Annotated in this window: 13 protein-coding genes; 9 read left to right on the top strand and 4 right to left on the bottom strand. The window is 38.4% G+C overall.

The features are described from left to right. Nucleotides 1–320 precede the first annotated feature (320 nt). The 8 genes from ACRRSQ_RS12310 (at nucleotide 321) to ACRRSQ_RS12275 (ending at nucleotide 12585) form a co-directional block, all read left to right on the top strand. Nucleotides 321–1769 (top strand): hypothetical protein, encoded by a 1449-nt coding sequence (locus ACRRSQ_RS12310; protein ID WP_440876043.1) that lies wholly within the window; start codon nucleotides 321–323, stop codon nucleotides 1767–1769. A gap of 624 nt (nucleotides 1770–2393) precedes the next feature. Then, on the top strand, nucleotides 2394–3848 hold the full coding sequence (locus ACRRSQ_RS12305) for a glycosyl hydrolase family 28-related protein (RefSeq protein ID WP_440876042.1): 1455 nt from the start codon (nucleotides 2394–2396) through the stop codon (nucleotides 3846–3848). Between the two features lie 549 nt (nucleotides 3849–4397). Next, nucleotides 4398–5876, top strand: coding sequence for a mannitol dehydrogenase family protein (locus tag ACRRSQ_RS12300; protein WP_440876041.1), 1479 nt, complete (start codon nucleotides 4398–4400; stop codon nucleotides 5874–5876). An 81-nt stretch (nucleotides 5877–5957) separates the two neighbouring features. Beyond that, nucleotides 5958–7520, top strand: coding sequence for a sodium/sugar symporter (locus ACRRSQ_RS12295; protein ID WP_440876040.1), 1563 nt, complete (start codon nucleotides 5958–5960; stop codon nucleotides 7518–7520). 583 nt (nucleotides 7521–8103) lie between these two features. Further along, on the top strand, nucleotides 8104–9264 hold the full coding sequence (locus tag ACRRSQ_RS12290) for an XdhC family protein (RefSeq protein ID WP_440876039.1): 1161 nt from the start codon (nucleotides 8104–8106) through the stop codon (nucleotides 9262–9264). Beyond that, nucleotides 9264–9857, top strand: a complete 594-nt coding sequence (locus ACRRSQ_RS12285; RefSeq protein WP_440876038.1) for a nucleotidyltransferase family protein — start codon at nucleotides 9264–9266, stop codon at nucleotides 9855–9857. Before ACRRSQ_RS12290 ends, ACRRSQ_RS12285 begins: the two co-directional genes overlap by 1 nt. Continuing rightward, nucleotides 9851–10327 (top strand): (2Fe-2S)-binding protein, encoded by a 477-nt coding sequence (locus ACRRSQ_RS12280; protein ID WP_440876037.1) that lies wholly within the window; start codon nucleotides 9851–9853, stop codon nucleotides 10325–10327. The genes ACRRSQ_RS12285 and ACRRSQ_RS12280 overlap by 7 nt, the downstream gene beginning before the upstream one ends. After that, a complete protein-coding gene (locus tag ACRRSQ_RS12275) occupies nucleotides 10324–12585 on the top strand; it encodes a molybdopterin cofactor-binding domain-containing protein (RefSeq protein WP_440876036.1) in 2262 nt (753 codons plus the stop codon). The genes ACRRSQ_RS12280 and ACRRSQ_RS12275 overlap by 4 nt, the downstream gene beginning before the upstream one ends. A 105-nt stretch (nucleotides 12586–12690) precedes the next feature. Here ACRRSQ_RS12275 and ACRRSQ_RS12270 read toward each other — a convergent pair whose 3' ends face one another. Beyond that, nucleotides 12691–14244, bottom strand: a complete 1554-nt coding sequence (locus ACRRSQ_RS12270) for a sulfatase family protein (RefSeq protein ID WP_440876035.1) — start codon at nucleotides 14242–14244, stop codon at nucleotides 12691–12693. Between the two features lie 336 nt (nucleotides 14245–14580). Continuing rightward, the gene (locus ACRRSQ_RS12265; RefSeq protein ID WP_440876034.1) at nucleotides 14581–15540 is read right to left on the bottom strand and encodes a ThuA domain-containing protein; all 960 of its coding nucleotides are present in this window, start codon (nucleotides 15538–15540) and stop codon (nucleotides 14581–14583) included. Nucleotides 15541–15838: 298 nt separating this feature from the next. On the opposite strand from ACRRSQ_RS12265, the gene ACRRSQ_RS12260 reads away from it, so the two are divergent. Continuing rightward, nucleotides 15839–16735 (top strand): 3-keto-disaccharide hydrolase, encoded by an 897-nt coding sequence (locus ACRRSQ_RS12260; protein ID WP_440876033.1) that lies wholly within the window; start codon nucleotides 15839–15841, stop codon nucleotides 16733–16735. A 559-nt stretch (nucleotides 16736–17294) separates the two neighbouring features. Here ACRRSQ_RS12260 and ACRRSQ_RS12255 read toward each other — a convergent pair. Together ACRRSQ_RS12255 and ACRRSQ_RS12250 are read right to left on the bottom strand one after the other, a co-directional pair. Then, a complete protein-coding gene (locus tag ACRRSQ_RS12255) occupies nucleotides 17295–18860 on the bottom strand; it encodes an alpha-L-fucosidase (protein WP_440876032.1) in 1566 nt (521 codons plus the stop codon). A gap of 468 nt (nucleotides 18861–19328) precedes the next feature. Next, nucleotides 19329–20921 carry a sulfatase-like hydrolase/transferase gene (locus ACRRSQ_RS12250; RefSeq protein WP_440876031.1) on the bottom strand — a complete coding sequence of 531 codons (1593 nt, stop codon included), beginning with the start codon at nucleotides 20919–20921 and terminating at the stop codon, nucleotides 19329–19331. Between the last annotated feature and the right edge of the window lie 384 nt (nucleotides 20922–21305).

The following is a 21305-nucleotide window of genomic DNA, read 5'->3' as shown; positions in this document are numbered from 1 at the left end:
GCTATAGAGATTTATTATAAGATAAGAAAAGAGCGTCAGCAAACACAGGACAAAATAACGCTGGGAAGAAAGCCTCCTGTGGCGAAAATTAAAAATATTTTAATAAAAATCAGCGTAATAGCTAAACGTTTATAGTAATCACTAGTCTAGGGTAATAAGGAAATTGACTCATATCTTCAAGAAGCATTATGTAAAGCCATGTAAACTTGCTTTACCTCGAAACAATTTGTGATATCTTTTCAGATACAAATAAATTATTTTATATTTAAATTTAGTGTAAGAGGGAGCGAAAGCTTCATACATTGATAAAGGAACCTGTTATGTTTTTAACGCACAAACCCACGGTGGATAGCTTTTATGATTGGCAAACTAAAATAGTTCACCCTTATATTATGGTACTCGCATTACTTATTTTATCGGTAAGTAGCTTTACTGTGTCAGCTAAAGAGCGTATCGCTGATAAAAATAATATTAGCCAAATTGTTAAATGGGCAAAAGATGGTGTTACCACTAAAATCACTTTTCCAGAAGGGCTATATCTATTTAAGCAGCCACTTATTATCAAAAATAATAACTTAACATTGGTTGGTCATGACAAGCTGAACACTGTTTTAAAACTAATGACTATAAAATCGACGTTAATCGATGCCACTGGTAATAATGCTTTGGTTAAAAATTTAACCTTAGACGGTAATAATCAACAAAAGGGCTATGATGATGCAATTTTTAGATTTAACAAAAGTAAAGGTCATCGTTTTGAACACGTAATCTTTAAGCGTAGTAAAAGAGGTGCGATTCTACCGGTAAGGGGCTGGGCGCTTGATGGTTTATATGTATCACATTGTGAATTTGAAGATATTTATGGCGTTGCGATTCATATTTTAAACCGTAATACCGTTAAACGGAAAAAGTTGATTACTTCGATTGACCAAGTCATCGTTAAAAATAGTATATTCAAAGCCGGCTATATGATGGGCGTAACTCTTGATGCCGGTAATGATCGACGCAATGAAGCGGTTGTTGGTGGGAAAAAAGTGGGTCGACGTTATGTTGAGACTGTTAATATGAACAATACCATTATAAGTGATAACGTTTTTGAAAAAACACGTAAATTTCATATTGCTGGTGTGCAAGGCTCTGGTATTAAAATGATAAGAAATACCTTTGCAGGCATGACTGACGACGCTGAAGGCGGTGCTAATGCCATTCATTTTGAACAATTTACCAGAGACTTAGAGTTTTACGATAATACCTTTTCTATGGCTAATACTGTACCCAAACGTTACCCATATATTTCAATTGCCGGTACCGAAGGGCATGTACGTGTTGAGCAAAAGCGAAGTAGTGACACCTATAAAGAGTGGACTTACTTTTATGAAGGCAGTCGTGAACGACGAGCGAATGTTAAATGCGCTGCATTTGGGCATACAGATAAAAGCTGTAAACGCGATGTTCATGTCTATGGTGTTCGAAATGTCTATTTAGCGGGTAATACTTTTAACGCTTCAACAAAAATTTCGAGTTACCTTTTGGTTAAAGAAGGTGAGAATATTCAAATAGGAACGAAAAAAGACGGAACAGTGAGTTTAAATGCCTTTTTAGGGGGTGACGAAACAACACGAAAAATTAATTTTATAGGCCATGATGAAGGAACCTGTGACGTATTCATCCGTGCGGGACAGCACATTTCGAAAGGCAATGTTTTTATTCCTGATGTTGATTTTGACAAGCCAGCATGTCGATTAGCTAAGCCGATAATAATCGAATAGTTATTGATTAACTATTGAGTAGTTATCGAATTATTACAAAGGCTTTTTAATTGGCTTACTCGCTGATTATTCGATAATACTTGTCTTTAGTTTGCTAGTTAATATTCTCTAAATATAGCTACATCAGTTACTTCAGCTGGTGTAGCAAACATCTTTACACTTCTATAATCTGTTATTCCTCTACCGACAATCACACTTACTGTTTTATGGCAATAACGCATCGCGTTTGCGGTATAAAAGTTTGAATGTTAGACCTTCTCTGATTTTTATACTCCCTCTAGCTTTTTTGTTTAAAGAAAGGTAAGTCGCAAGTTTTAATCGAGTTCTAAATAAAAGCTGGTCATAAATAAGACATTTTTATGCTGTGTAAGTGTCATGTTTCTTCATTTGAATTGTAACAAGTCTCTGTACATATTGAATTCTCAACCATTTGATAGCCCTATATTTTTGCCCTACTTTAGAGCGTTTGCTCTTTTTTGGTGATCAAAAAATGTTCTATTTTGCGTTTACATCGACAATTCATCCTGCTAAGTTCCCATTTCACATAAGAAGTGTGATCATCAAATATAAAATTTGATGAAGCAATAAATACAACAATAAATATAAAATTAAAGGATGGTTATTATGCATTTGAATGCAAATCTCAATGTTACACATAAGCGTTATCGACACGGACAGTTCATGGGGGTATTAACGCTTATTGTCGCACTTAGTACACTCGTTTTACCGAGTTTTAGTGCGTCGGCGAAAGAGCGCACGGCAAATAAAGATAATATTGCTCAAATTCAAGCGTGGGCAACAGATAATGAAACAACCAAAATCACATTCCCGGCGGGAACCTATTTATTTTCCACTAGTTTAGTGATTAGCAATACTAATTTAACTTTGGTTGGTAGCGGCAAAAATAATACGGTACTTAAACTGACACAAGATAGTAAAGCCCTTATCGATGCTCAAGGTAATAAAATAACGGTTACCGACATGACATTAAATGGTAATAATAAGCTTAAGGTATTTGGTCAGCCTATTTTCAAGTTTAATAAGTCAAAAAATCATAGATTTGAGCGAGTATTATTTAAACGCTCTGAACAGTTTGGGATCAGTGCAACGGTTGGCTATGCACTTGATGGCTTATATGTGTCAGATTGTGAATTTGAGGATATTAAAGGTATCGTCATTAACATATTGAACCGAAATACTGAAAAACGAAATGGTACTTTGGTGACCTCAGTATCAACCGTAACCGTTAAGGACAGCCTATTTAAACAAGGGTACCTTATTGGTATTACCCTTGATGCAGGCAACGATAGAAGAGACGAGACCGTTGTTGATGGTAAAAAAGTGGGTCGACGTTATGTTGAAACTGTTGATTTGAACGACTCTGCTTTTTCTTCGAATACTTTTGAAAAAACTCGTAAATTTCATTTTGCTGGTGTTCAAGCCAGTGGCTTTAAATTGGCACAAAATACGTTTGCCGGTATGACCGATGATGCTGAGTCGGGCGCTAATTCACTTCATTTTGAGCAATTTACCACTGATGTGAAAATTTACAATAATACTTTTAGTATGAGCAACACTGTCGCTAAGGCGTATCCTTATATGTTGTTTAGTGGTACTGAAGGGCATAAACGTGTATTTCAGAAAAAGGCGAGCAGTACTTATGAAAGCTGGACCTATTATTATGAAGGAGGCAATGAGCGACGTGCTGATACTAGCTGTGCCTCGTCAGGTGATACCGATAAGAACTGTAAGCGTGATGTACATGCCTATGGCCCAAAAGGTATTTATATCGCCGGGAATACTTTTAACGACTCGACTAAAATTTCTAAGTACCTCCTAGTTCATGAGGGTGAAAATATTCGTGTAGGTACGGAAAAAAATGGCGTCGTTAATTTAAATTCATTTAATGGCGGTAACAATTCGACCAAAAAAATTAGCTTTGGCGGTCATGATGAAGGTACATGCGATGTGAAAATTTTAGCAGGACAAGGCATTGTTAATAACAATGTTAGTATCGCAGGCGTCGACTTTTCTTTACCTGCTTGTAAGATAGCTAAGCCGATAGCGATTGGTATTTAGTCAGGTAAATCTCCCTCTGCTTTATTTGTAGAGGGGGTATTAGCAACTAAAAACATTAATATTTATATCATGTCCATTTGCATAACCAGTGTAACCGCTTTAACGTGCGCTGGTTATTATGCCATTCCCGAAAAATTTAGCTGATATTCTTCTAGCAACTTTTACTTTGCATCGTTCTAAGATAAAAATTTTTCTCACTAGATTAAAACCTCAGGTTATATATTCATTCAGTTTTCACTACTTGCTGCACTTTTAGCGTAGATAGTAATTATTAAAGTTTATATATAAACCTTAATAATTATATTTAAATAATGTAGTATTGAGTAACTTCGATTTATGATGATTGAGTAGGGGCGTCATTTAGCGAATTTATTTTCTATCGCGATACCTTTTATTAAATGGTGTATGACCGTTCTAACCTTTCTCACCGATGTTTCAAGAGAAAGCTTGGTTAATAACCATCTAAATATGGAAATATTATAAAAAAGCACTTATTTCAGCATAAGAAGAAAATAAGTGCTTAACCGTTAAACATTTAAGGATCTTGACGTGGCTCTATTATCTTATGCTGCTTTGGACGACCTCGCAGCGAATAAAATAAAAATACCTTCTTATTTAAATCACTCGAGCGAAAAGAATATAGGCATAGTACACATAGTACACATAGGACCAGGTGCATTTTTTCGCGGGCATCAGGCTTGGTATACTCATCGTGCTATGGAATTAGCTGGGGGAAATTGGAGTATAAGTTGTATTTCTCTGCATTCGACTGGCGTTTATGATGCACTTAAGCCACAAAACGGTTTATTTACACTCGCAGTATTGGATGCAAAAACCGAGTTTGAATTAATTGGATCTATTCAAGAAGTATTGGTTAGCCATCAAGATTATGAGCAAGTATTATCACGGCTAAGTAATGATCAAACACGCATTGTAACTCTTACAATCACTGAGAAAGGCTATTGCCTAGATAGCAACGGCAAACTTGACCTGTCTCACCCACAAATTAAAGCCGATTTATCAAGTGTGAGAAAAGTTTCTGCCATTGGTTTACTGGTAGAGGCGTTGTCTATTCGCAAAGAGAAATCTCGTCCCGCCTTTACAGTGCTAAGTTGTGATAATTTAACCGATAACGGCAAAAAAATACGTGCTGCATTGATTTGTTACGCACAGCAAATTGATTACTCGTTAGCGTACTGGCTTGAACAACAGCTTATATGCCCATGTTCTATGGTTGATAGCATTACCCCCGCGACCGATGATCATTTACGCGCTCAGATAAAATCGGAACTTGGCGTAGATGATAATTGGCCCATTAAACGAGAGGCTATTGTGCAATGGGTGATAGAAGATATTTTACCTGAGCCAAAACCTGCTTGGGCGCGAGCCGGCGTCACATTTACCTCTAATGTTCAAGGGTTTGAAAATGCTAAATTACGGCTGCTAAACTGCCCGCATTCAACCTTGGCATATTTGGGGATTATCACTTCGACAGTTACCGTGTATGACGCAATGCAAAATAGAGAATTGGTCGCCTTTATAAAGGCCATGATTAATGAGGAAATAACACCATCATTTAATCCGCCAGAAGAGCTTGATGTTAGCCAATATACGGATGATATTTTTCAGCGCTTTAGAAATCCAGAAATATGCCACTTTTTGGCTCAAATTGCGTGGGATGGTTCGCAAAAATTGCCAATGCGTATTTTACCTATCATTGAAGAAAACCTAGCCAATAATCTGCCTATTGACAAGCTATCGACCGCGGTAGCTGCTTGGTGTTTATTTATCCGTAAACGCTATCTTGAGCAACAGGAATTGGTTGACCCCCTTTCAGCAAAATTAATTTTGTTAGCCGCACAGTGCAAAAATGAAGCAGATCATGACATCAGAGTGTTTTTGCAGCTAGAGGAAGTTTTTGGCGTGCTTCTACCTGAGCAAGAAAAATTTGTGACTAGCTTAACACTTGCATACCAAAACTTATTGCCTTCATTGGCAACTGGGAATATTGATTGGCATGTTTTATAGCCTATTCATAATCGGTCATAGGAGGCAAAGCCTCCTTTTTTATCCAGATAATAATGACAACATCAACATTTAGGAGAAATAATGAAATTAGATATGCTCGATTCAGGCGTGTTTATTGCCTATGTATTAGGCCTGTTAATACTTGCGCTATGGATATCAAGAGAAGATAAACAAGAAGGTAAAAATACGGAAGACTATTTTTTAGCCTCAAAAGCATTGCCATGGTGGGCGATAGGAGCGTCATTAATTGCTTCTAATATTTCCGCAGAACAAATCATAGGTATGTCTGGATCTGGTTATGCGATTGGCTTGGCGATTGCTTCATATGAATGGATGGCAGCCATTACTTTACTTATTGTTGGTAAGTATATGCTGCCGATATTTTTAAAAAATAAAATTTTCACCATGCCGCAATATTTAGAGCAACGTTTTGATAGTAAGGTCAAAACCACTTTAGCACTGTTTTGGTTAGCAGTTTATGTGTTTGTTAACTTAACCGCAGTGTTATGGTTAGGAGGCTTAGCCATTGAAACGGTTGCCGGAGTTGACTGGATGTTTGGAATGATATTCTTAGCGGTGTTTTCGGTGGCTTATTCATTATATGGCGGTTTAAAAGCGGTTGCTTATACTGATATTTTACAAGTCGTATTATTAGTATTTGGGGGATTATTTTTAGTTTATTTAGCACTTGATGCCGTTTCTGCTGGTGAAGGAGTTTTAGCTGGCTTTGGTATTTTAACCAGTGAATTACCATCACACTTTGATATGATTTTAAGTGATGACAATGAGCATTATATGAGCTTGCCGGGAATTTCAGTGCTTATCGGTGGCATGTGGATCATGAACTTTAGTTATTGGGGCTTTAATCAATACATTATTCAACGGGCATTAGCGGCTAAAAATATTAAAGAAGCACAAAAAGGCATTGCCTTTGCAGCCTATTTAAAACTACTCATGCCAATCATTGTGGTATTGCCAGGCATTGCCGCCGTTATGCTTCATCCTGAGCTAAATACGCCTGATCAAGCATACCCATCAATGATGGCGTTAATGCCTTCAGGCATTAAAGGTTTAGTTTTTGCTGCCCTAGTTGCTGCAATTGTTTCTTCACTGGCTTCAATGACTAATAGTATTTCAACCATTTTTACCATGGACATTTATTCAAAAATGAAACCCGGTAAAAGCCAGCGTCATTATGTACATGTGGGCCGTATCGCTACGCTTATTTCATTAGGTATTGCATTAATTGTGGCAGAGCCATTATTAGGTAAGTTTGACCAAGCCTTCCAGTATATACAAGAATTCACTGGCTTTTTCACGCCAGGAATTGTGGTGATTTTTGTCATGGGGATGTTTTGGTCGAAAGCGACCTCTGCAGGGGCATTATCCGCCGGAGTGGGCTCAGCCGTATTCTCACTGGCACTCAAATTCTTGTGGCCTGAATTACCGTTCATGGACCGAGTTGGTTTAGTGTTCTTACTGTGTTTAGGTTTATGTATTGTTGTATCACTAGCTAGTAAAAGTAAAAGCAGTAATGCCAGTGTCAGTTTAGATGAAGTGAGTTTTGCTACTGACAAGAATTTTAATATTGCCACACTTGGTGTGATCATTATTTTAACGGCACTATATGCCGCTTGGTGGTAACTTTTTAGTTTAACCTTATTCTGCATTAAAGGGTTGCATTACATGTAACCCTTTAATGTGTAAATAACGTCTTCTTTTTAGTCCTTGTAACTTATTTTAATCATTATCTACTCAGCCAACTCACATTAAGTTATTACATTTTCAATAAATTTTAGAATTATTTATAAACGATATCTATCAGTCCCATTTATGTTTTACAGACTAGTGTGGATTCGTATTTAAAACTATGTAATTATATGTAAATAGAGTGACTGTTTTTTGTTTATCATTAAAGACTCGACCTTATGAACCAATTTGATCCAGCTGAACATCCACTCGATGATATGACTCTGTGATGCAAAAGTGTGAGAGAGTCTCTACATCGCCTAAAACGACCTGCTTTATTTTGCAAAGATGCTGAATGTCCGTGCATTAACTGAAATGGGTGGCTGAGAAACCGTTTGGCTATATGATGCAAGATACCTTGAGGGCGCAGCCGGATAGCCTGATGGATTATATGAGTTGTATTTAATTAACGACGTTTTTAGTTGATAACTACAACATCATATGTTTTTATAGGTAATACAATTGTAAAGGGTGATTGATGAGTAATCAACTACAGGCACTGATTGAACGTTGGTATCCTGAACGTGAAAAATACCAGTGGGTCGTAGCAACGGTTATAGAAACTGCAGGTTCGGCTTATCGAAAGACAGGGGCTATGTTATTAATTAATAGCATGGGCAAGTTTGACGGACTCGTTAGCGGTGGGTGCTTAGAAGCTGACGTTATGCGCCAAGCACAACGAGTAATGGACTCAGGTAAAGCGCGTGTTATTCAATATGACATGTCAGCAGAAAGTGCTAGTGGCTGGCAGGTTGGCTTAGGTTGTGGTGGCATTATTGATATATTGCTACAGCCGCTCAGTAGTGAAAATCACTATCAAGGTTTTATACAGTTAAGCACGCTTTTGGCGCAGCAGCGACAAGGCGTGATGATCATTGATAAACAAGGTGTTGTTGATAACACAGTACATGCAGATATCGACCAAGCTCAATGTCATTTACAGCAGCGCCTTAGGGCAAATCAAACCTTACCTGATCCTTTAACAAAAACCTTAGCCAATTCGGCATTAACATCTTTATCGAAACCTGAAAATCAAACGCTAATCCCTTCGTTAACTTGTCAGCCTAAACAAGTGGTGGCTGATCGCTTTTTGGTTTTATCGTTAAATGCTCCACCTGAAATAGCTGTTTTTGGCGGCGGACTTGATGCCAAACCTTTGGTTGATATTGCCTCGGTACTCGGTTGGAAAATTCATTTAGTTGATCACCGCATGGGCTATGCCCGTAAAGAACATTTTCAAAATGCCACCGCTATCTACCGCCAGCCTCTTGATGAACTAGCCACAGCGGATTTTTTAAATCGCCTTGATGCCAGCATTATTATGGGTCACAACATAACTTTTGATGCTAACGCCTTGGCTTTTTTACATCGTAGTCAATGTCAATATATTGGCCTATTAGGCCCTGAACATCGAAAAGATAAAGTGCTAACCAAGGCGGGTGTTCAACCTGTGCAAACAACGCTTGCAGCGCCTGTTGGCCTAAATTTAGGTGGTGAATTACCCGAAGCTATTGCTTTAGCGATTATCGCAGAAATACAAGCTTACCTTAGTGGTAGTGATGCGTTGTCTTTGTCTAATGTGCTTAATGTAAATGTGCCTTCGTCGGCATCAAGTTATGCTCAAGGTGGAGCCGCTTAATGACTACCGCAATAGTGATACTGGCTGCAGGGCAAGGGAGTCGATTCGGCGCCATCAAACAACTTGCTCGCATCAAACAGCAAGCCTTAATTAATCGTCAATTGGCTTTCTATTTGCAATTTAACTTGCCCCTAATTTTGGTTTTAGGAGCATATTATGCGCAGATAGTTAAGGAAATTGAACCTGAAAGCTTGTCTAAAATTACCGTATTAAAAAATTTAAATTGGCAACAGGGCATGGGAAATTCCATTGCCTTTGCAATGAATAAAGTCAACGAAGAACCTCAAATAAGCCATGCTTTAATTACCTTATTAGATCAAGCGTGCTTAACCTTTGACGACATTAAGCGACTACTGAATAAAAGTAAGACTGTTCCACAAAAAAATATCGCCAGCATCTATCAACAGCAAGTCGGAGTGCCTGCTGTTTTTCCTCGGTCGTCATTTGTCGCGTTGTCACAACTGAGCGGTGATAAAGGGGCAAAATCGATACTGGCGCAAAATAACCAGTCCGTTGCTGTTGATATACCTAATGCAGCCTTTGATATAGATACTCAATTACAACTTAGTGAACTAAGGAAAAAAATATGTTAACCCTTGATATTAATAACCAAAAACATCAAGTTGATGTTGAAGACGACACCCCGTTATTATGGGTTTTACGCGATACATTACAAATGACCGGCACAAAATTTGGCTGTGGCAAAGGTCTGTGTGGCGCTTGTACCGTGCATCTTGATGGTAAGCCCGTTCGCTCTTGTTCATTACCTGTTTCTGCTATCTCAACCGCTAAAATTACCACGATTGAAGGTGTTGAAAGTAACTTATTGATCGCGCCAAGTGCCAAAGCGGTTAAGCAAGCGTGGGTTAAAGAAAGTGTGCCGCAATGCGGCTACTGTCAGTCAGGGCAAATTATGTCGGCAATTGCTTTAATTAAAGAAAATAAAGCGCCAAACGATGAAGATATCGATATAGCAATGTCAGGTAACTTATGTCGTTGCGGCACGTATAAACGTATTAAGTCGGCCATTAAAATAGCGGCGAGTAATGAGGAGCAAGCATGATGAAAACTCAAGTCTTAGCAAGCATTGAAAATATTAGTCGTCGTTCTTTTTTAAAAGGGCTTGGTATCGCCTCGGGTAGTTTTGTTTTAGCCAGTACTTTACCGGTAGGCAATCTAGCCAAAGCTCATACAAGTAAAGATCTTAATGAACTGAATATTTTTATCAGTATTCATGAAAATAATCACATTGACATTATTTGTCATCGTTCAGAAATGGGCCAGGGCGTGCGTACTAGTATCCCACAGCTTATTGCCGACGAATTAGAGGCCGACTGGTCGCTAGTTAACGTAGTTCAAGGCATGGCTAATAATGCTTATGGAAGCCAAAACACCGATGGTTCATCGTCTATTCGTAAAGCCTTTTTTCAATTACGACAAATGGGCGCGTCAGCTCGTTATATGTTAAGAGAAGCTGCAGCTAACTTCTGGAAGGTTCCTGTTGATGAATGTATCGCCAAGAATCATCAGGTCAGTCACGCAAAAAGCGGTAAAAATTTGTCTTATGGGCAGTTAGCTGAGCTTGCCTCAACCATGACGCCGCCGTCACTTGATACCTTGGTGTTAAAAGATAAATCAGAGTTTAATTATATCGGTAAAAGGTTAGCCAATGTTGATTTGCCAGACATCGTTAACGGCACAACCACTTTTGGGCAAGATGTGCAATTACCTAACATGCTTATTGCTAGCATTAATCGCTGCCCAGTTGTTGGCGGCAAAGTAAAAGCGTTTGATGCAAGCTTAGCTAAAAAGGTTAAAGGCGTTAAACAGGTGATTGAAATTGAATTAACACCTGGTGCTGCACATTTTAACCCGTTAGCAGGCGTTGCGGTGTTAGCAACTAATACCTTCAGTGCGATAAAAGGTCGTGAGCAGCTAGACATTAGCTGGGATTTTGGTAAAAACCAAGCACATCAATCGGATGAATATTTAGCTGAACGGCAATCATTAGTACAACAACCGGGTAAAACCTGTCGAAATGAAGGTAATATTGAAAAAGCATTTGAGCAACATAAAAAACAAATCAGCGCTGTTTATACCGTGCCGTATTTATCTCATGCGCCTATGGAGCCGCCCGCAGCAACAGCAATGTTTCATGAAGATGGTCGTTGTGAATTGTGGGCTTGTACTCAATCGCCACAGCGTGCCCGAGATGCGGTAGCCAAGGCATTAGGGCTTGAAAAAGACCAAGTATTGATTAATGTGACTTTACTTGGTGGCGCTTTTGGTCGAAAGGCAAAAGCAGACTACCTTGTTGAGGCTGCGGTATTGGCAAAAGCTGCAGGTCAGCCAGTGAAAGTTGTTTGGAGTAGAGAAGATGATATTCAAAACGGCTATTACCATGCCATCAGTGCGCAATATTATCAGGGAGCTTTAGACGATAAAAACCAAGTACAAGCTTGGTTAGCACGCACCAGTTTCCCGCCAATAGCATCTACTTTTAATAAAAAGAAGCAATCTCAAGGTCAATTTGAATTGGCTGGCGGCTTTGCTGACGTGCCATTTAACGTGGAAAACCTTCGGTGTGAAAGCATTGACGCACCAGCACACCTTCGAATTGGTTGGTTACGCTCGGTAGCTAATATTCACCATGGCTTTGCACTAAGCAGTTTTGTCGACGAATTAGCAGCAACAGCGGGGCAAGACGCTAAAGGTTTTTGGTTTAATCTGTTAGGTGACAATAAAAACTTTCCGTTAAAAAGCGGTGGTTTTAAAAATGGTAACTATGGTGCTAAGGCTAAAGATCACCCCATTAATACCGACCGTTATAAAGCGGTCATTGAAGAGGCTTGTCAACTTGCCGGTTGGGGCAAAAAAATGCCTAAAGGTGAAGGTTTAGGGCTTGCCGTACATCGCTCTTTCTTAGCTTATGTTGCCGTTGTTAGTCATGTTAAAGTGGTCAATAATCACCTGCAAGTAAAAAAAATGTATTGTGCAGCTGACGCTGGCCAGATTGTTAATCTTGACCGTGTTGAAGCGCAAATGGAAGGCGCGATGATTTTTGGAATGAGCATCGCCTTATTAAATAATATTAGCGTTAAAGATGGGCAAGTTGAACAGTCTAACTTCCATGACTATCCGATGACACGTATGTCACAAGCACCAGATATTGCCGTTAAAATTATCGAAAGTGATGGTTTGCCAGGCGGGGTAGGGGAACCCGGTGTACCGCCTGTAATGGCCAGTATTACCAATGCCATTTTTGCAGCAACAGGTAAGCGTATTCGAGACTTACCATTGAATAAGCAGTTTTCAGTGTAATTTATAAGTTAACCTACTACTGATAAATAAAAAAGCCACTGAGCAGAAATTTGCTCAGTGGCTTTTTATTGGTATGCTTTTATTGGTTTTTACATTTTCACAAGCTTAGCGCGTTGTTTTGGCAATAGTTTTATCAATGATTTGTTGATATTTTTCAACTATGTCTGGGTGTTTTTTTGCAAGGTTATTCATTTCTTGTGGGTCTTCTTTTATTGAGAACAATTGAGGTTCTGTAGACAAGCCTCCTTCTATGTTCTTTCTATCAGCGATCCAACTGTTGCTACCTTTTTTACTTTTAATATACTTCCATTGTTCGGTGCGTAATGACAAGGTGTAAGACTCTTCTATCAAGGCTGTTCGGCCTTGAGCCTCTGCGTTAAACCAAGCATTTAGATGGTTTTCACTGTCAATGGCTTCGTTCTTTGCTAGCGGAATATTTAATAACTTGGCAAGTGAGGCATAGATATCAATTTGACTCATTAAACTATCACTAACCCCTGGTGTTACGTTATTAGGGTAGTGAAGAATGGTTGGTACTCTTGTACCGCCTTCAAAAGCACTGTATTTACCCCCTCGGTATGGACCTGCTGGTAAGTGCTCGCCTAACTTTTCGATGGCAAAATCATCGTAGCCATCTGTGAGTACCGGACCGTTATCGCTAGTAAATATAATAATGGTATTATTGAGCACGCCAGACTTTTCTAGCTGTGCTACCACTTGACCGGTGATCCAATCCATTTGTACTATCGCATCACCACGAAGCCCCATCGAACTTTGTCCTTTAAATCTTTCATTAGGTAAGCGTGGTACGTGAATATCGTGAAAAGAAAAAAACAGGAAAAACGGTTTGTCTTGGTTTTGACTAATGAAGTTATTGGCTTTATCAGTGAATACTTTATAAAAGTCTTCATCAACCCACTCTGCGCTTTTCCCACCCGCCATGTGACCAATTCGGCTGATACCATTAATAATCGTGTCGTTATGTTGAGTATCGGCAGGCTGTCTTCGTAAGTCTGGATTTTCGTAGCCGGTAGGGCGGTTACCTATTTTCTTTTGGTAACTAACAAAAAGTGGATCTTTTTTGTCTAAGTTAACGACGTGATGATTTTCTAAATATACCGCTGGAACGCGGTCACCTGTTGCTGGTAGCAAATAACTATAATCAAAGCCTATCTCCAAAGGGCCAGGTTTTATTGCTTCATTCCAATCAAGTGGCTGTTTTCCGTCACCTAAGCCCAAATGCCATTTACCAACAACGGCAGTTTCGTAGCCAGACTTTTTCAACAGTTTTGGCAAAGTAGGTTGTTCAGGTTCAATAAGTAGCGCAGCATCGCCTTTTAATACTTTAATTTTTTTGCGAAAAGCATGCTCGCCTGTAAGTAGCGAGTATCGTGAGGGTGTACAAGTGGCTGCTGAACTATGGGCATCTGTAAAGTTAATGCCGCCTTGTGCCAAAGCATCAATATTGGGCGTTTTGACGCCTTTTGCCCCATTAACGCTAATATCTCCAAAACCTAAATCATCGACATAAAAAATAACGACATTGGGTTTAGTCTTTTCTACTTCTTCATTTTCTGCTGTTGAACATGCACTAAGGGTTAGCGACAATAGTGTTGCGGATATAAGTGAGTTATATTGACGGAACTTGTTTTTTTTCATGGTATTGTTCTCTTTCTAAACGTTTAATCTTACGTTAAATCAGCTCTCTAACATGCTATTTTCAGCGTAGTTGTTAAAACTAATTAATAATATATGAGTGGGTATGACACCGTTTATTTTCTGCTGTATTTATCTTTAAAATGGGTAGTTCACATATTAAAAGTATATTTCATATTTAACTTTGTGTATAGCGGTTTGAAATTTACAATAATCCTGTTTATTAAAATGAAAGCTTAGGTTAGCGATCTTAAGTCTGAAAATAGCTGGCTAGCAATCCATCAAAATACGCATGAATAAAAGGAATGGAAATACATCACATATAAACACGCTCGTTAATTACTTGGCGTCATTAATGTGAACATCACCTAGCGCAAACTGTATACCTGCCAAATAGTGCCTTAGAATCAATGAATTCCAATATATGTCGTTGCGGTGACCTAAGCTGGAATAAAAAACTCTGCCTTTTGCAACATGTTTAACCCATGAAACAGCAAAATCGTTATCTTCACGTAAAGTAAATTTCTGTGGTTTATCACTATTGTTAGGATCTAAATCCAGCAGAACATGCACTTCATCTCTTGAGTAAGGTGGGCTTTTAAATTGGTATATTTCTTCTTGTAAAACAATGCGGTCAATACCTTCAAATACATGCTTATTAATGGGGTGGTTACTATCTTCTACAGTTATAGTAACGTTTGAGTTAGACATCCATGGGTGATTTAGCATAAGTGCACCTAGGGTTTTTCCGTATTCAGGGTTGTTATAGCAGGCGTCTGCTGCAGCATGAATGCCGATGAGTCCTCCACCACCTTTTACATAGTTAATCAGGTTGTCAATTAGGCGATTATGATTAGCTGCTAAGGATTGCCATTCAAGGTCGGAAAAATCATCTCGCAATGAGCCTTTTTTGAAAGATGTCGGCATAAAAAAATCACCGGTAGAGTTAAGTAATATAACTGCATCAAAGGCCTTTAGTTGCTCTGCCTCGAAATACTTAGGATCATGGCTTACTATGCTTGTATATGCGCCAGAGCTAACTCCTAATTGTTGTAATGCATATTCTCCAACAGGAATTGATTTATGACGGTATCCAGCTGAACCGCTAAAAATTAAAATTTTTCGCGCTGATTTTGTTGGGAATACCGTAGTTGGCGGAAGTGCCGCGTTGATTTCATTTTTGATTTGTGTAGTAACAGGTATGTCATTTGGAAATGACGCTTTCCAAGATGACCTAGGTACTTGACTACATGCTGTTAGCAAGAGTGAGATAAATATCAGAGCTATTATTTTTTTCATACGGTATAACGCAAATATAATTTTTTATAATCACTAGTAATTTTATTGTGCTCATAAAAATCATATTTTAAATTTTAGTGTTATGAAATTATAGTTCACATCAATAGTTACCTCAACAATCCTAGGGGTTAATACGTACATTAAAATGCTATATTTTAATTTTTATGTGATTTCGTGTTTTTGTATATAAATAATTATCTGTTTGTATGCTTGTATTTATGATAATTTAGGTTAATTTTATTTAATGTATAGGTTTACGATGTTGATGCTTTTTTATAGAAATTTGAATGTAAAAATCATGTTTGTTTTTTTAATGCTAATAACCACGCTAACAGCATGCCAATATGCTCAGAAAAACAAGGTAGAACAGGAGGAATGGATCCCGCTATTTAACGGAAAAGACCTAACTGGCTGGGATGCTAAGTTTGCCGGTTATCCTTTAAATCATAACTATTTAGATACTTTTGTCTTCGAAGACGGAATGTTACGTATTAAATACGACGAATATGAGCATTTTAACGACGCGTTTGGTCATCTGTATTATAAAACCCCTTTTTCATATTATAAGCTTAAATTTGATTATCGCTTTACCGGTGAACAAATGATTGGGGGCAAAGCGTCAAATATACGAAATAGCGGTATTATGTTGCATGCTCAGTCAGCAAGGAGCAATGAATTAGCGCAAACATTTCCCATTTCAGTTGAGCTTCAATTGTTGGGTGGGCTAAGTGATGGTAAAGAGCGAGCTACCGGAAATGCCTGTACGCCCGGTACCGCTGTAGAAATCGCTAGCAAAGTTGAGCATCAGCACTGTATTCAATCAAGTTCACAAACATATCACGGTGATCAATGGGTGCATGGTGAAGCCATTGTCATGGGCGGAGAATCAATGGTTTTTAAAATTGAAGGAGAAACGGTTTTAGCTTTCCAAAAACCACAATTAAATACGGCTTATGTTAGAAAAAATGGCAAAGGCCAAAATTGGGCGAAATCAGGCATTAGTCGCGATATACCAATGTGGCTAGCGAGATCGGGTGAAGTTTTGACTGAGGGTTATATTGCCATTCAAGCTGAAAGCCATGCCATTGATTTTAAAAATATTGAGTTGCTAAATTTAATGGGTTGTACAGATAAAAGCGCTAAAAATTATAAAAGCTATTTTGTTAAAGCAAATAACCAAACGTGTCAATATTAACAATTAATGCGTTTTACCGATAACAATGTCGTAGCTTAAGGCAATACCACTCTTTGAATGAGCCATTTATTCTAGCTTTGTACCTTAAATACGCGCGAGCATGTTTTACCTGACCTTGTTAGTTTATTGCTCATCTTCTAAATTATCTATACGTTTTAAGAGCGCCCTCGAGAGCAATATACGGTACTTCCCTTCTAAATAACCGGTGCCGCAATCTAGGCACCATTAAATCGACTCATTAAATATCTAAGTTCTGTAAACCTTCGTGATAGTTCAAGTGTCAATTAAGCCGGTGTCAATAAAGCTGCGGGGTTGCTTGGTATTTTTTTGTCATACTGTTTTATATTGGCAATACAATACCAACAAGGCGTAATCAACAATAAAAAAATATGTGAAACCGACAGTGTGTAGATATTAAATAGATGTGTAAATGAAGAAAACTGTGTCTAAAGCGGTTGAACCATTATTTACATTGGCTATAGCTTTTAGGCAGACGATGATTGGATTGTTTAAAGGCACTATGCCAGCCTAAATTGCTAGGCTGACATAGTAGGGGGGATTAATGCGTTATTTTAAGTACTTGTGCATGTGCATTAGGTGCACCTGCAGGTAAGTTAACAATTAAACCTGTTGGTAGTTGTTTGAAGCTAATATTGTCGCTATGGCCAATAAGCTTAACTGTTTTAATGGTTTGCTGATAGTTTTCGCTGTTAATTGATCGGATGACAATTTCTTTATTGTCGCCAGGCCAAGCTAATATGGTTGCGTATAGCGCATCGCCATTTTGCGTAAAACGTATGTCACTGCTATTAAAGTCTTTACGGTTTTTCTCAGCATTGTTTGAATGCTTGCCGTCAACAACTTCAGTTTCACCTTCACCAAAAGTTAACCACGGGCGAGTGTCATAAATAGCTTCACCATTTAGGGCTAACCAGTCACCAATTTCTTTTAGTAAGCGAACTTCTTCTTCAGGAATAGTACCGTCAGATTTAGGACCGATGTTTAATAACAGCGAACCATTCTTACTGACGATATCGATCATGTCGTCAACTAAGGAGTTTGCGTCTCGGTATCTATGATTCGTTACATAACCCCATGAAGATTTAGAAACAGAGGTATCAGTTTGCCAGAAATGTTCATGTATATCGGTCATGCCACCACGTTCAATATCAAGTACGGCAGAGCCCGGAAGGAATGAACGCATGTCGTGATGTTCTTTGTAGTTAAGCGCAGGCATTCTGTCCCAGTTAACGCCTTTGTTATAATAATAACCGGTAAAGGTTTCTACATGCTGATGGAAGGGCTCTGATGCCATCCACCAGTCGAACCAGATTAACTCAGGTTCATATTTATCCACTAATTCAACAGTTCTTAATAACCAGTCATCCATAAACTCTTTTGTAGGAGGTGTTAAGCCAGCTTCTGAGGTTTCTCGGTTGACAGCCGGTCCGTATAAATCACGGTAAGCTTCGTCTTGAACATCAGATGGCATTTCTCTGCCGCCGTCGAAGAACCACCAGTTTTCCGCTCGGTGACTCGATAAACCAAAATGAATATCAGCTTTTTCTGATGCCACTTTTAACTCGCTGATAATATCGCGTTTAGGGCCCATTTCAACTGAATCCCAACGGGTATAACTATTATCATACATAGAAAAACCATCATGGTGCTCAGCTACAGGAACGATGTAGCGTGCACCTGAGTCTTTAATGATTTTTAGCCATTGGTCCGCATCAAAGTTTTCAGCTTTAAACATTGGAATGAAATCTTTATAACCAAATTCAGTTTGGTCGCCCCAGTTTTTAGCATGGTGTTCTTTTTCATCCGAACGCTCTTCATCCCGGTACATTTTACGTGGGTACCACTCGCCATTGTATGCAGGAACTGAATAAGCGCCCCAGTGGATAAAAATACCGAACTTGGCATCTTGATACCAATCAGGGATTTGATATTGAGCAAATGAGTCAAAGGAGGCTTTGTAAGGGCCTTGGTTTGCTACTTGATGAATTTCCGCAAGTTTCTGGCTATGGTCAGCTGCACTCACTTGGTTATTGTCTTTAGGCGTGTTATTTCCACAAGCCGCTACTGATAATGATATTGCAGTAGCAATAATTGTTTTTTTCATTTTTTTTGTCTTTTTTGAAATGTTATTAGCTTAACTATAAAGGCATTTAAAATTAAAAAGCAAGATTTATTTTTATATTTAATTTGACTTATTTGTATTTGAATTATCAAAGTGGTGACTTAATAGTGAAGAAGAGGTGCCTTGGAAGCGTTAGATGGAGAATCTGATCTACTTACCTTGTCACGCGAAATTGTGTTTGTGAAGGTATCAGCTTTACATGGACTCGTCGGGTCTTCACGTGAGGTGGTTTAGCTGAAGAAGGATACAAAGTCAGAGCGAAGAAAAGTAGGTGAGGTGTTCTTACAAATAAGCTATATGAATTTACGTTAACAAAAATGAGCAGGCTTTAGAATGGGAGTTACTGGCCAAAGAGGTGGCAATAAAGTCGCAAAAAATGCTGATAATAACCCTTGTTATCATCAGCATGTGTATTTACCTAAATAGAATTGAGTAGGTTTACAGCCGCTACTATTTGCTATCGACAGTATAACGAACTACATCAGGAGCGCCTTGACCACGAGCAGATTTAAGCTTGGTCATCCAATCTTTACGCAGCTTGTTTAACATAGCTTTATGTTGAGCGCTGGTCGCTAAATTTGTTAACTCTTCAGGATCATTTGATAAGTGATATAACTCTTCAAAAACTGCTGGCTCGCCGTTTAAGGGACCCTCAACAAACTCACGATATTCGAAAATGTCATTATCATGTTGACCATACAAAACACTTCCTGTTTTCATACCGAGTTTTTTACCAAATTTGACTTTTTTATTGGCGGATAAATTGTTGTTTTCATAATAACGAATATATTTCCATTCATCGTTTTGAATTGACTCACAACGTGGGTTACCAAAATGGTTTGACCATAAATTTTCAGAAAAGCTGTATTGACGTTTGGTCTGCTTTTGGCCTTGATAAAAGCCCGTTAAATCTTCACCCTGATAAGATTTAGGAGACTTTACTCCGGCATAGGCAAGAATAGTTGGTGCTATATCAATGCTTTGCACTAAAGCGTTGTTGGTCGCGTTTGTCGGCTTTTTACGTGGATCGTAGATGATAAGCGGGACATGAGTTGCTTTTTCATAACAAAATGCTTTGCCGCCTAAGCCGTGTTCGCCCATAAATAAACCGTGATCTGAGCTAAAAATAATAATGGTATTATCATCGACATTATGTGCTTTTAATTCATCCCTAAGGTTTTTAACTAATCGGTCGATACCGACCATCGCTTGATTTTGGCGAATAAGCATTTCTTTAACGGTGTCTTCTTCATTTACATAGGAATAACCCACTTGTCTATCTTCTGCGTGCAACAATTCTGCTGACAATTTAGGGGTGGTAATGTCATCTTTTGCCACATAATGCTTAGGTAAAGGAATATCTCTGTCTCTGAATAAGCTTTTATAAATGTCGTCATCACTGTCACGTTGGGCCATTTCACGAGCACCAGCGCCATGAGGTAGGTTAAGGTTAATTGATAACATGAATGGTTTGTCTTTTGGACGAGCATCAAGGAAGGTTATTGCACGTTCAAATTTATGTTCGTTAGTATCCATAAAGTCACTAATACCTTCAGATACAATTTCTAGTTGTGTGTCATTTTCAGCTTCTTTAAAGATAGGAAAACTGTCTTTAGGATAAAACTTCATATGCCCTTGCGAGGCATACCAATAGTCAAAGCTATTTTCTATTATGCCACTTTTGTAACCATTTTCACCTAATGGCACATGGTTTTTACCAACCCAGCCGGTAAAGTAGCCTGCTTTTTTCATCAGCATCGGGTATGAGTTTTCCCAACTATTTTTAGAAACAGCCGTGCCTGAATTGAAGTTAACACCATGTTTACGTTCATATTGGCTCAACAAGATAGAAACACGACTCGGCGTGCAAATAGCACTGGTGACGTGAGCATTAGTAAATAACATGCCTTTGTTGGCTAGTTGGTCAATATTGGGGGTTTGAGCGATTTTATTGCCGGTAACACTTAAGTATCCGTAGGGCTGATCGTCAGTTAGAATTAAAATAATATTTGGCTGAGTTTTAGCGCTTGCATTGCAACCCATTAATGCCAGTATGAATAGGCTAGCTGTTATTATGAAACGAAAGTTTTTCATTATGTTTTACTCGACTTGTTATTAGTATTTATTTATATACTTGACTCTATCAGTTAATTCGGTTGTCAAAGCTCACACCTTATATTTATATATAAAACATAAAACTTGCATTTGATTTTACATCAAAGGGTGAATATGTGGCAAGTATAGAAATGTAAAGCTGCCTTCTTTCTATTTAATTCATTAAAGTGTAGCGACTCTTATACTGACATCATGGGTTAATGAATAATTTAATTGTTGCTTATTCAGGATCACTTTCACACGTAATTTTTTCGTTTATCAGTTAAATATTAGTAGTAGCTGCCATAACCTTATAGTGCAATGAATTAATCT

It is taken from the genome of Thalassotalea sp. PLHSN55 (genome assembly GCF_052030545.1).
GTDB lineage: Bacteria > Pseudomonadota > Gammaproteobacteria > Enterobacterales > Alteromonadaceae > CANMXU01.
Note: the sequence above shows the minus strand (reverse complement) of the source record. Positions and strands in the feature narration are given on the sequence as shown.